The following is a 12,416-nucleotide window of genomic DNA, read 5'->3' as shown; positions in this document are numbered from 1 at the left end:
GGCGGAGCGGGTTTACAAGTCGCCATAGCCGAAGGCGCTATCGCGGGCAGGAACACCGCTCGTCGCCGCGCCTTTTGTTACTCCGGCGGCGCGACGACGCTTGCGGTGTCCGCCCCAGCCTTCTGGAGATCCCTTAGATTGCCAAATTCTCCCGAACGCATGATGCTCGGATGTATTCGGAAGCTCTTGTCGTTCAAATTGCCGATGTAGCGGTTGCGAGCGAACTGCACGTATCCAGGCCCGTGGCCGGGAGCGTAGACGTATGCTGCAAGCCCGCTACTACTGCCGATCGACACGATATTGCCCTCGATACGGTTGGGGCGTGCCCATGGCGGATGCCACTCCCTGCCGGTACCGTCATCAACGCGAAAAGCCGCGCCCGATCCGTGCGTGATGACGTTTCCCGTCACCAAGTTGCTCCAGCCGCCGTTGATGCCGATCGCCGATATATTGTCCGAGAGCGTATTTCCTTCGATGCGCACACCGCTGGCCTTGCCATCGGTGTAGATCGCCCAACTGATAGGGGTCGGCCATTCATTGATATTTTCATATCCGGGAGGCCAAAACGTCCCATCGGCCCTGTTCATAAGTTGACCTGTCCCGGTAACCAGGTTGTAGCGGATGCTGCTGTTCAGGAGGTCCGCCTGCTCGCCCATCAGCTTGATGGCACCGCCATCTGCCGTCTGCTGATTGGCATTGCGGATCACGTTATGCTCGATGACTGCGTCGTGGACTGCGTCTTGTGCTCCCCACAGTGAGCCGCCGGCGATACCGAACTGCGCAGTATTTTCGACCAGGTTATGGGCGATCCTGATACTGTCGGCCGCCTGGAACCATATCCCCGCGGTTTCAAAGTAGACCCTTCCGATGTCATGAATATGGTTCGACAGGATTCTGGCTCTGTCGGATTTGCCGAAGCTGCCATAGGTTGTGCCAACGTAAATCCCATTGCCAGCCACATCTCCAATCACGTTGCCGGCAATCAAGACATCTTTGCTCTCGGAAACATGGATGCCGACGCCGACATTGTCGATGGAATTGCCGAGCAGCCGGACGCCATCCGAGTGATCGAGCCGTATGGCCCCAAAGCTTCTGGTGTCGGTACCGAACTTGCCGCTGCCCCGAGGATCCCCATCCCGAAACTGGAGCCCCGAGATAACCATCCCGTCGGCTCCATCCAGCCTGAAGAAGGTCGGCAGGATGCCGGCGACAGCCGTAGAACCGGTTGGTAGCCGATCGGTCGGGAAATAATCGAGTTGACTCTTGGCGCGGTCATACCACCACTCCCCGGGCGCATCGAGCAGCGCCGCCGCCCCGGTCAGAAAATAGCGGCTGCCTTCTGCGGTGAAGAAATAGCTGGTGCCTTGGGTATTTATCGCCCGGTTCGCGGTGTCGATTGAAACCACTGGGAGGGTGTCACTGCCCCACTGGCTGCCGGGGTGAAAACCACCTACGATGTGGGCGACTAGCCCTGCCGCATTTTTTGAGATCGGAAGATCGCCGGCATGGAAGCAAAAGCGCGTGTTACCATGCCATATATCGTCGTCCTGCGTGCACTTAGCCGCGAAAAGCCACCCTTTGCGCGGGTCTCCATCGAGTGGAGCGTTGGGAAAGCGAGCCCGCGTCTGGCGCGCGCCGCTGACGAAAAGATCGCCCACATCCCGGCCCGCAGGCAGCTTCAGTGACGCCTTCCAGCGACCATCGGCCTGCGCCGTCCAATTGCGCACAATCGGGCCGCCGTGCAGGACTGGCGCCTCGTTGCATCTCGCCGCGATGATCAGGCCCGCATCGCGAGCATCGAAGACTATCGGTTCAGCGAGATAATAATCCCCATTGCCCATTGCGATCGTATTCTGGCCGCCCTTCTGGCGCGCAGCATCCCGCGCTCTTTCAATACTGGCAAAAGGACCGTCTGTACGCCGAGAATTTGCTTTAGGAAGGTGCCCGCTCCAGGTGTCTTTGCCATCGGGAGAGACATAGAATACTGCCCGGTCCGCGGGTGCTCCGGTCACCATGCTGCTCAGTGAAGTCCCCTTCAGCTTGTCTGAAAAAGTCGCCGGCGAGGCTTCCGCGCAAGTTGCCTCCCTGACCGTCGTCTGCAGCCTCTCAGGCGCATCTGCGTTCGGGCTCACCGAGGCCAGCTTGCTCGGCTGCGGAAAGAGCATCGCAAGCAAAATGCTCAAGATCGGCGCGAAGCGCAGCCTCATGAGATTTGCAGCTCCGCCGTTGGGCTGCGGGCCGATGCTCGCAGTTGCCGGCCGGGAGCCGTCGAAACAACAACAGGCTTGTATAGAGAGAACATGATGATGGCTGTTGTGAACAGAATGAAAATCGCGTCATTCTGGATAAGGAAGATTGTCTCGGTCAGGTTCATCACCAAAACCACAACCGTGAAGACGTTCAGCCAGAGCCAGCCATAACGCGGGTCCCCGCATTGTAGGGCCGCCCCTTGGCGGAGTGCCTGCAAAAGCATCAGAGCGAACAAAGTCATTCCGCTTATTCCGAAGCTCAGCAGCGTATCGCGGAATCCATTATGGGCGTGGGGAGCCATCCATTGGATCTTTGACCAGATAATCCACGCTTCGGGATTCGCTTCTGTCCAAAACGCCTGGTAGCCGAAGCCGAGCAGGAGATGATCGGCGATCTGACCGTCGACAAGTTCCCACAAGGGCACTCGGCCCGTCAACGTGGCATCCTTGCCAAGCGCCTCAAGGAAAGGGACCAGGAATTCATGAAGCAAAAGGAGGATCCCGACGAACATTTGAACAAAAAACAGGATGAAGACGATCCGACCGATGCCACGGATTCGCTGCAACAAGGAGTAGAATCCGATCAGGCAATATGCCGATACCGTCGCAATTGTCGCGGTCATCGATCCGGAAAGGAAGAGACAAGCCCCGCCCGCCATCAGCAAGATCAAAGCGGTTCGCCGCAAGCCTCGGTTGCCGTCCATTACGACGGCGGTCGACACCAGTATCATCATACCGGCGTACCAACCAAGGCTGTTCTTGTGGATGAATATGCCGCGCACCGCGCTGTCCGTGGGCATGCGAGCGAGCCCCGGTGACACCACAAGAAGCAAAAGGCTGAGGACGATACATGTTCCGAAGGTCGCAAATGCAATGAGAAGCAGCTGCCTCGGCGTAAAGCGTATTGCCAATACATAAGCCAAAAGAACCGTGAAGAGCAGGCCGATGGCACGCCTGAAAGTCGTCGACGGGCCAACCGACCAGAAGACGGACAAGAAGGGCATAGCGACCATCAGCGGGACAAACCAATTTCGCTTCAGCGCTGTGATGAAGTGCGGAAAATTTCGTGCCAGCATCAGCAATGTAAACCCGTATACGGGTAGACAAAGCAGACGCAATATCGACCTGGCATGATCGCTAAGGCCTCCGTCGGCATCCGCGAACATTAGCGGGAAAAGCGCGCCTGTCTGAAGAAAAAGGCAGAGGCCGGCGCCCCAGCACTCTATTGTTCGCCAACTGACAGTCGGCCCATTCGCTATTCTAAGCGTGTACGCTCTCATTACCCGTCCCGACTTGCTTGGACAGATGAGAGGGTATTGATCGCGGCAATGTGGAAAGACATGAAACCCCTTTCATAGCTGCGCCACCACCAGCGAACATCCCGCCACCTCCCCAGTCAACTAACGCAAACGTAGGCGGAGCTAATCCTAACGCGCTTACCCACCATCTAAGGGCGTTGTTTAGTTTAAGCTCCCGGTTTGCCCCTCCTCCAAAAGTTGGTGCCGGGACGTACAACATTGCCCATAAGAGCAGATGTCACCTGTGACCAATCACCGGTAGCTTCACGATGAAAGATGCCGCAAAGCACGTCGCGCTGAGCCGCAGTTTTCGGTGAAGTGAGACAGTAATTCTAGCGCAACTGACTATTGGCAGGTGACGCTTAGAAGGGTTGGGATTGGTATGGTTCTGCGTCATGATCCTGGTTTTGTAACGGGAGTGCCACGCGTCAAGGCGTTGTCGGCGGTAAATCTAGCTCGAGGCGAAATCCTCACCGAGCAGAACAATACCTGTCTGCATCTCATCTCTTTCCGCCAATTCGCGCTACCAGACGCGCGAGCGTTGGCAACTCTGGTGCACCGAAGCGTCGCGCAGCGACGAGCTTGAGGAGGCGTCATGGAGAGACCGACATTCAGCGTCCTTATCAACAACTACAACTACGGTCGCTTCGTCGAACGGGCGATTGACAGCGCCTTGGGACAAGAGGCGTCCAATGTCGAGATAATCGTCGTCGACGACGGCTCGAGCGACCAGTCGCGCTCTGTTCTCGACGGCTATGACAAGCGGGTGGCGGTGCTTTTCCAGGAGAACCAGGGACAGGCCGCAGCCATAAATGCTGCTGTGAAGTTGAGCAGTGGCGACATCCTCTGTTTTCTCGATGCCGATGACTGGTGGGCGCCAGGCAAGCTGTCGGCAACCGCCGTTGCTTTCCACTCCAATCCTCAGGCATCTCTTGTTTATCACCGGCTTCAGCCAACGCAGACCGATGGCTCACCAGCCTTCAAGCCAATACCTCGGACCCTGTGTTCAGGAAATTTGTCGCCACTGCTCGCCAAATCGGCTGGTTGGTGGCCCTTCCCGATGACATCAGCCATCGCTGTAAGACGCAGCGCGTGGGATGCTGCAGGGGATATTCCCGAGCAGTTCCGTATGTCTGCCGATGCCTGGCTCACAGGCATCTATCCATTTCTCGGGGGCGTTGTCGCCTTGTCGGATCCACTCGGGTTCTATCGGATTCACAACAATAATTGGTATCGGCCAGTCGATGACGCCGCCATGCTGCGGAAGCGGATGGCCCATTGGCAGGCGACGGTTGAAGCGACGAACCGGTTTCTTTCCGCGCATGATCTGGCGGGAAGGCTGCGTCTGACTGATCACTATCCGTACCGGGTAGCCTCAGCCAGGCTGCAGGGCGCCGATACACGCACCCGGTTCAGCCTCGCGGTGGAAGGGCTCTTTTTCGCCGGAGAACCAAACTTGCTGAGGCGGACGCGTGATGCATTGCGCACAGCCTACGACTTGCCTCGACTTGGTCAGGATGTCGGCGTGTCGGAGTCTGCGGGATGAAGGCGCTGCTGCTGGTTTCCGAACTGGAAGACTACACCATCTCCTTCGCTAGCGGCGTTGCGCGACATGCGCATGTCGTCCTCGCGGTTCCGCGCCGGCGCTACGCACACCTTGCTTCATGGATCGATCCGGCTGTCGATCTGCACCTCATGGACTGGCCAAGGCACCGCTCGCTCTCCAATCCCTGGTTCCTGCACCAACTCACACGTCTTATCCGGCAGGAGCGGCCGAACGTCATTCACCTGCTGAGCAACTCGACGCTCTGGTTGAATTTTGCCGCGCCGTTCTGGCGACCGATCCCGATCGTGACCACCGTCCATGACGTGGAAGTGCATCCCGGCGATTCCGACACCCGCACGCTGCCCGCCTGGGCTCCCCAATTGATGGTGCGGCAATCGGGCCATGTCGTCGTCCATGGCGAAGGGCTGAAACAGATGGTCCTCGAGCGATATTCAAAGTCGCCTGATTGTGTCCATGTCTTGTCGCATCCCGCCATTCATCGCTACGCGGAACTCGCCCGGCGGCACAAGATGGCGCGGCGCGGCGCAGATGGAACTTTGCGCGTTCTGCTTTTCGGACGGATTTTTGCTTACAAGGGATTGGAGCATCTGATCCGTGCCGAGGCAATGCTCAAGGACCTGCTCCCCAATCTACGCATCACGGTGGCAGGCCGCGGCGACGATCCGCGGATCTTCCAGCCCCTTATGGGGGACGCTAGTCGCTATGATATTCGCAATCGCTTTATCGAGGATATGGAGGTCGCCCAGCTCTTTCTGAATGCGGACATCGTTGTCCTTCCCTACACGGAAGCCTCTCAAAGCGGCGTCCTCAATCTTGCCGCCGCATTTGGCAAACCGGTTATCGTGACGGATGTCGGCGAATTGCGAGCCACCGTTCTGCCAAACGGACTGGGAATGGTGGTTCCACCCGGGGATGCGGAACAGCTCGCGACAGCCATACGGACACTGGCGGAAAACAGCGAGCTCAGAAGCAGCTTCGGGATCAACGCACTCGCTTGGGCTACAGGTCCGAATTCGCCGCAACAGGTCGGAGCACAGGCTGCGGCCGTTTATCGTAAGGTGGTCGGGGCATGCTGATGAACACGCTCACGGATGGAAATCGGGTAGCGACGCGGAACGCAGCAGCAACCGTCCGCCACTACGTCCCGGGTGGTTGCGAAAACGGTGGCGGAATTGGCAGGCTCGTCGGCTATATATCGAACACGGCAAAGGAGGCCGGCGAAACACACCTCGTCACCGACACTAGAGGGTCTCGGTGGTCCTCCGTTGCGTCGCCTTTGCGCGTGCTCGGCGCCGTCTTGATGATGGCGAAGGACCGGATAATTGCTCCGGCACGCATTCACCATATTCATGTCGCGGGTCGCGGCAGCACCGCAAGAAAACTGATCCTGACCGAGGCTGCCCGTCTCCTCGGATGCTCTCACATATTGCACCTGCACGACTACGACTACGCGCGCGATTTTGCCGCACGCTCGCCACGTCAACAAATGCTTGTACGCCGGATGTTCCAACATGCTGACCAGGTCGTGGCACTGGGCCAGCGCGACCGCATGACGCTTACGACGCTTCTCGGCGTGGATGAGCGCCGCGTAGTCGTCATTGGCAATTGTGTGCCCGACCCCGGACCGCGCAATGTTCATGTCGGCGAGATGCCGTTGATCATATTTCTCGGCCGGCTGAGCGAACGCAAAGGCGTTCAGGAGCTTCTGCTTGCCTTAAGTCATCCGATCATGAAAGAGCTCCAGTGGCGAGCCGTGCTGGCAGGCGACGGACCTGTGGAAGACTACCGGCGTCAGGCTGCCGCCATGGGACTTTCAGATCTGGTGAAAATGCCGGGCTGGCTTGGCGCCGACGAGGCGCGGGCGTTGTGTACACGGGCAGATATCCTGGTCTTACCTTCGCATGCCGAGGGCTTGGCAATGGCTGTGGTCGAAGGGCTTGCCCATGGGCTCGCCGTCGTCACCACGCGCGTCGGCGCGCATGGCGAAGTCATCTCCGACGGTGAAACTGGCGTCTTCGTACCTGTCGGAGACAAGGATGCCCTGGCTGCGGCGCTGGCTAAGCTCGTCACCGACCCGGAAGTCCGCAACTATCTGTCGGCCAAGGCCCGCGCTCATTATCTCAATAATTTCAGTATGAAGGCTTATATGCGATCGCTGGACAAACTCTACGACGCTATCTCCGCGCAACCTCAAACAACGGCGGGTGAACGATGACTATTTCGACTGTGCCGCCAGACCGCAACACCTCGCTCTCATCGATGCGCTACGATCCCCGGCTTCAGGTAGAGACCCGTTCGGACGAAATTGATCTGACGTCAGGCCTGCGCCTTATTCGGCGACGGATGGTCATGATAATGGCCATCATCACGGTACTTATGGCGGTTGCCGCAACCGTGATTTCGGGATTGAAGCCGACTTATCATGCCGAGTCCCGGCTGATCATCCACACGCCTCTGGCGACGAAGCTCGGCACCGACGAGTCCGGCCGCAACGATCCGCTGGACGCCACATCTGAGACCGAACGGCTTCTTTCCAGAAGCATCGCAGAGCGGGTAATCCGCGACCTGCGCCTCAATGAATGGCCGGAATTCAATCCGGCGCTGCAAGAAATCTCGCCTATCGACAAGATCCGATCAATGCTTCGCGGTTGGGTCGACAGTGAAAAACCGTCCCTGCCGGTACGGGACAGCATCGAGCCCATAATCCCGAAGTACTACAAGGCCCTCCGCGTTTGGCGCGATGGCCAGGGTGACGTCATTCAGATCGGCTTCGATGCGAGCGACCCCGAACTGGCCGCCTCGGTCCCGAACCGGCTCATCAGCATCTACCTCGAAGAACGCAAGGACAGTCTGCGTGGTCGAGTGGACGCAGCAGAAGAATGGATTCTGCTGCGCATCGACGAACAGATGGGGCGCGCCAAGGCAGCACGCGATGCCGCCGACGGGTACCAGAAAATTATGGACGTCGCCTCAAGTGATGACGATCAGGTTGAACAGATCAAGTCGATCATGGAGTTGGGCGAGCGGCGGACAAAAATCGAACAAAGCCGCGTTGAAGCGAGAGCAACGATATCTGCACTCGAAGCGGCCGACGACCCCTCGCTCGCCCTGCAGAATATGGTCATTCCCGACAGCATTGGCGCAATGCAACGCGAGCTTCGTGCGCAGGAGCAAGATCTCGAGCGCCTTCTCGAGACATATGGCAACACGGCAGAATCCGTGCTCGACACGCGGGCCAAGATCCTTAAATCCCGCACCGATCTCAGCCTTGCGACCGATCGATATCTCCAATCGATACGCGCCAAGCTTGCGGCGCTCGATCATGAGGACGACGCAGTCCGGTCGGCATTGGCGGCCGCTCATGAGAAACGCGCTCGCTCCACACTGGCGCAAACCGAGTTGGCCCGACTCGAGCGCATGGCTGACAAAGAGCAGACGGCACTGGACAAGCTCGACGAGCAGCGCCGTGGCCTGGCTGCGCAAGCCATGTTGCCAGGCGCGGAACTGGAAGTCTTGTCACCGGCCGCGGTGCCGCTGGCGCCAACGGGACGCGGGCGGCTTTTCTATTTGATCGGCGCCCTTTTGGCTTCGGTATCGATCGCGGTGACGGCCGCTTTCGTGGTCGAGATGCTGGACAACTCAGTCCGCAGTTTCGACCAGATGGCCGGAATGTCGCGCATCGTACCCGCCGGATTCATCCCGCACCTCAAACGGAAAGACCGGAGAGATCCGTCGATGCTCTTCGGGAGCATCCAAGACGGGATGTTTGACGAAGCAATTCGCTCCGTGATGACTTCGCTCAAACAATCTAACGGCGGGAAACTGCCAAACACGATTGTCGTGACGTCGGCTCACAGCGGAGAGGGCAAGTCGCTTGTCGCCAGATCCCTGGCAATCGATCTCGCCGCCAACGGAATTCCGGTGCTGCTTGTCGATGGCGACCTCAGACTCGGAAATCTCGACTCGTTTTTCAAATCAGAGCTAAAGCAGGGGTTGAACGAATTCCTGTGTGGGCAGGCGGGATTGCGTGACATCATCCATCACCATCCAAGCGGCATCGACTTCATCCCGGCTGGCAATGCCAGTCTCCATCGGCGCGTCCGCTTGACTGATGCAGCTGACATCGTGGCGATGGCCGCCTCACTGGGCCAAATCGTCATCTTCGACAGCGCGCCTGTGCTCGCCTCGGCTGATACGATGCATCTGACAGCGTTAGCAGAAAGAACGCTGGTGGTCGTAAAATGGGGAAAGACGAGCCGTCGGGCGGTAGAGTTTTGCCTACATCAGCTGAAGACCGCGCGCAACGCAGAGATTGCCGTTGCCATAAATAACGTCAATACGAACAAACACGCCATGTACAACTTCCGCGATTCAGAACTGTTTGCGAGCTCACTGCGGAAGTACCACGAGTTCACGTGAGTTCGAACAGCGCGTGTCCGCCTGATTCCGCCGAAATAAATTACGGAGACCGCATGAAAAACGAAAATAAGGTTGCACTGGTTACAGGCATAACAGGTCAGGACGGTGCGTATTTGGCCGAACTGCTCCTGGAGAAGGGCTATATTGTTCACGGCCTCAAGCGACGCTCATCGTCCTTCAACACCAGTCGCATCGAGCATCTATACGAGGATCCCCATGTCGAAAATCCTCGCTTTATTCTGCATTACGGGGACATGACCGATTCAACGAACCTCATCCGCGTGGTTCAGGAAACGCAGCCGGACGAGATCTATAATCTCGCCGCACAGAGCCACGTTCAAGTCTCTTTCGAGACCCCGGAATATACGGCTAACGCCGATGGAACCGGCACCCTTCGGCTACTTGAAGCCATTCGCCTCCTGGGGCTGACAAAGAAGACCCGCTTCTATCAAGCATCGACCTCAGAGCTCTACGGCAAAGTCCAGGAAGTCCCGCAGAGCGAAACGACACCTTTCTACCCTCGATCACCCTACGCTGCGGCCAAGCTCTACGCCTATTGGATTGTGGTCAATTATCGCGAGGCATATGGCATGCACGCCTCGAACGGCATTTTGTTCAATCATGAAAGCCCGATCCGCGGCGAAACATTCGTGACGCGCAAAATCACCCGGGCGGCTGCGGCGATCCATCTTGGACTGCAGGAAAGGCTTTATCTCGGCAACTTGGACGCCAAGCGCGACTGGGGACATGCACGAGAATATGTCCGTGGCATGTGGCTGATGCTGCAACAGGATGAACCGGAGGACTATGTCCTTGCGACCGGCGAAACGCACTCGGTTCGTTCCTTCGTTGACAAGGCCTTTGCCCAGGTGGGCATGCCGATTGATTGGCGTGGGAACGGAGTTGAGGAAAAGGGATACGACAAGACATCCGGTCAGTGTGTGGTGGAGATCGATCCCGCTTATTTCCGCCCGACTGAAGTTGATCTTCTGATCGGCGATCCGACGAAAGCGCACACGAAGCTTGGTTGGAAACATGAGACCAGTCTTGATCAACTGATTGCGGAGATGGTTCGCGCGGATCTGAAAGTCATGGCACGAAATGTTCCGTCGGTCGGTGTAACCAAGGGTTTTGCCCATGCCTGAGGTGATCTACAGCCTTACCAGAAAGAGGGTCTATGTCGCGGGCCACCGCGGCATGGTGGGCTCTGCGATCGTGCGGCGTCTCGCTTCCGAGGGCTGCGAAATTTTGACGTCCACCCGCGCCGAGGTCGACCTCAGACGGCAGGACCAGGTGGAGGCCTGGATGAGTAAGCATCGTCCCGATGCTGTCTTCCTAGCTGCTGCGAGGGTCGGCGGTATTCTCGCGAACGCTACCTATCCGGCCGACTTCCTTTACGACAACTTGATTCTCCAAGCGAATGTCATCCACGCAGCCCATAGAACTCACGTCGAAAAACTGATGTTTCTGGGCTCGTCCTGCATCTATCCGAAATTCGCCGACCAGCCGATCGTTGAGGACTCACTTCTGACCGGATCGCTTGAACCCACCAATGAATGGTATGCGATCGCCAAAATTGCCGGATTAAAGCTCTGCCAAGCCTATCGCAAACAGCACGGTAGAGATTTCATCTCGGCCATGCCGACCAATCTTTACGGTCCAGGCGACAATTTTGACCTCGGGTCAAGCCATGTCATGCCGGCGCTCATACGCAAGACACATGAGGCCAAGGTCAGCGAGCAGCAAGAGATATGCGTCTGGGGTACGGGCACGCCGCGGCGCGAATTCCTGCATGTTGACGATTGCGCCGACGCCTGCCTCCATCTCATGAAAACCTATTCCGCCGAAAGTCATGTGAACGTAGGTTGTGGCGAAGACATTACCATTCTCGAATTGGCATACCTCGTCTCCAAGATCGTTGGTTTCGAAGGCAAGATCACCCGCGACCTCACCAAGCCAGATGGCACGCCACGTAAACTCCTGAGCGTCGACAAGCTCCGCAGTCTCGGCTGGTCTCCTAAGATAGGTCTGAAAGAGGGCATCGCAGATGCCTACCGCTCCTTCCTTGATGGCCATCATCTCGAACGCAGCGACAGAGCTGTGTCCAGCGACTTGATCGGTCAAAGCGACATCAGTTTCGAGAAAGCGAAGAGTTCGGCGCCGCACGCGCCCACGCTCTCGACCGTTGCGCATCATCCCTCGCCATAGGGAATTTGCACGAGGGATAACAGGGGTTTTGTCTCGGGGGGACGTATATGCTGGGACGGCGCAAATAATGCAGCCTGTAGAAATCAGGATTGCAGCGCTCATTTTCTTGATGGTCGTGTGGTTGATGATTATCGGTGCGGCGTTGGATTTTTTCGCGGTCGAAATGCCGATATCGCTTGTCGCGCTACTAGGCAGATAGTCCACATCGGATGACTCCACCGGGCCTTACCTTCGGCTGACCTTTCGGACGACAATCGCTGGAGTAAAGTCGACAGGCGAAGAGGAGCCGGACGGAACCCCGCCTCAGTTGATTGGCGGTTCCGCATCGATGTCACTGGGCGGCAAACCTGGCTTACCGAGCCCGAAGAACGCGCGCGCGGTCAAGCAAGCGTCATCCCCTGGGACGCAGGCGCGGCAGACATCAGGCCGAAGATCGTACACTTGACAGGATGTCTCTGAACCGACGCGACCGACCAATGCGGAGCAGCGCGCACCGTCGCAACGCATTCCTTGCTGGTTCGCAGCTACGAAATGCGCTGGCAGCAAATCGAGAGCAGCGTCGGTTTCCGTGGAAAATCTGGGCCAGGTCGGCGAATAGGAGCAGCAGGCTCCGCAGCCTTGGCAATTGAAATCGATCAATGATGTCATGGCCCGCTCCTACCACATAGGCCGCCA

9 protein-coding genes are annotated in these 12,416 nt (G+C 57.8%); 6 read left to right on the top strand and 3 right to left on the bottom strand.

What is annotated here, in order from left to right; translation table 11 throughout:
- Positions 1-77: 77 nt before the first annotated feature.
- A complete protein-coding gene (locus AC245Y_RS32110; protein WP_017997136.1) occupies positions 78-2,207 on the bottom strand; it encodes a right-handed parallel beta-helix repeat-containing protein in 2,130 nt (709 codons plus the stop codon).
- Complete coding sequence (locus AC245Y_RS32105) at positions 2,204-3,529, bottom strand: O-antigen ligase family protein (protein WP_017997135.1); 1,326 nt, start codon at positions 3,527-3,529, stop codon at positions 2,204-2,206. The genes AC245Y_RS32110 and AC245Y_RS32105 overlap by 4 nt, the downstream gene beginning before the upstream one ends.
- Positions 3,530-4,142: 613 nt before the next feature.
- On the opposite strand from AC245Y_RS32105, the gene AC245Y_RS32100 reads away from it, so the two are divergent.
- From AC245Y_RS32100 to fcl, 6 genes are read left to right on the top strand one after another with little or no spacing between them, the layout of a single operon-like run.
- Positions 4,143-5,093 (top strand): glycosyltransferase family 2 protein, encoded by a 951-nt coding sequence (locus tag AC245Y_RS32100; RefSeq protein WP_012760129.1) that lies wholly within the window; start codon positions 4,143-4,145, stop codon positions 5,091-5,093.
- The gene (locus AC245Y_RS32095) at positions 5,090-6,190 is read left to right on the top strand and encodes a glycosyltransferase family 4 protein (RefSeq protein ID WP_017997134.1); all 1,101 of its coding nucleotides are present in this window, start codon (positions 5,090-5,092) and stop codon (positions 6,188-6,190) included. The genes AC245Y_RS32100 and AC245Y_RS32095 overlap by 4 nt, the downstream gene beginning before the upstream one ends.
- Positions 6,184-7,329, top strand: a complete 1,146-nt coding sequence (locus tag AC245Y_RS32090) for a glycosyltransferase family 4 protein (protein WP_012760131.1) — start codon at positions 6,184-6,186, stop codon at positions 7,327-7,329. The genes AC245Y_RS32095 and AC245Y_RS32090 overlap by 7 nt, the downstream gene beginning before the upstream one ends.
- Complete coding sequence (locus tag AC245Y_RS32085; RefSeq protein WP_012760132.1) at positions 7,326-9,533, top strand: GumC family protein; 2,208 nt, start codon at positions 7,326-7,328, stop codon at positions 9,531-9,533. The genes AC245Y_RS32090 and AC245Y_RS32085 overlap by 4 nt, the downstream gene beginning before the upstream one ends.
- A gap of 53 nt (positions 9,534-9,586) precedes the next feature.
- Positions 9,587-10,678, top strand: coding sequence for a GDP-mannose 4,6-dehydratase (gene gmd, locus AC245Y_RS32080; protein WP_012760133.1), 1,092 nt, complete (start codon positions 9,587-9,589; stop codon positions 10,676-10,678).
- Positions 10,671-11,741 carry a GDP-L-fucose synthase gene (fcl, locus tag AC245Y_RS32075; RefSeq protein ID WP_017997133.1) on the top strand — a complete coding sequence of 357 codons (1,071 nt, stop codon included), beginning with the start codon at positions 10,671-10,673 and terminating at the stop codon, positions 11,739-11,741. Before gmd ends, fcl begins: the two co-directional genes overlap by 8 nt.
- Positions 11,742-12,044: 303 nt before the next feature.
- Here the strand turns inward: fcl and AC245Y_RS32070 are convergent, their stop codons facing one another.
- A complete protein-coding gene (locus AC245Y_RS32070; protein WP_017997131.1) occupies positions 12,045-12,389 on the bottom strand; it encodes a YkgJ family cysteine cluster protein in 345 nt (114 codons plus the stop codon).
- Positions 12,390-12,416: the final 27 nt, after the last annotated feature.

The organism is Rhizobium sp. SRDI943, from assembly GCF_057653695.1.
The sequence above is the reverse complement of the archived record's forward strand: the minus strand, read 5'-3'. Positions and strand labels throughout refer to the sequence as shown.

What these genes read in the sequence shown, in the direction of transcription:
- AC245Y_RS32110 (WP_017997136.1), bottom strand. Translation starts at nt 2,207, where the DNA reads ATGAGGCTGCGCTTCGCGCCGATCTTGAGCATTTTGCTTGCGATGCTC.
- AC245Y_RS32105 (WP_017997135.1), bottom strand. Translation starts at nt 3,529, where the DNA reads ATGAGAGCGTACACGCTTAGAATAGCGAATGGGCCGACTGTCAGTTGG.
- AC245Y_RS32100 (WP_012760129.1), top strand. Translation starts at nt 4,143, where the DNA reads ATGGAGAGACCGACATTCAGCGTCCTTATCAACAACTACAACTACGGT.
- AC245Y_RS32095 (WP_017997134.1), top strand. Translation starts at nt 5,090, where the DNA reads ATGAAGGCGCTGCTGCTGGTTTCCGAACTGGAAGACTACACCATCTCC.
- AC245Y_RS32090 (WP_012760131.1), top strand. Translation starts at nt 6,184, where the DNA reads ATGCTGATGAACACGCTCACGGATGGAAATCGGGTAGCGACGCGGAAC.
- AC245Y_RS32085 (WP_012760132.1), top strand. Translation starts at nt 7,326, where the DNA reads ATGACTATTTCGACTGTGCCGCCAGACCGCAACACCTCGCTCTCATCG.
- gmd (WP_012760133.1), top strand. Translation starts at nt 9,587, where the DNA reads ATGAAAAACGAAAATAAGGTTGCACTGGTTACAGGCATAACAGGTCAG.
- fcl (WP_017997133.1), top strand. Translation starts at nt 10,671, where the DNA reads ATGCCTGAGGTGATCTACAGCCTTACCAGAAAGAGGGTCTATGTCGCG.
- AC245Y_RS32070 (WP_017997131.1), bottom strand. Translation starts at nt 12,389, where the DNA reads ATGACATCATTGATCGATTTCAATTGCCAAGGCTGCGGAGCCTGCTGC.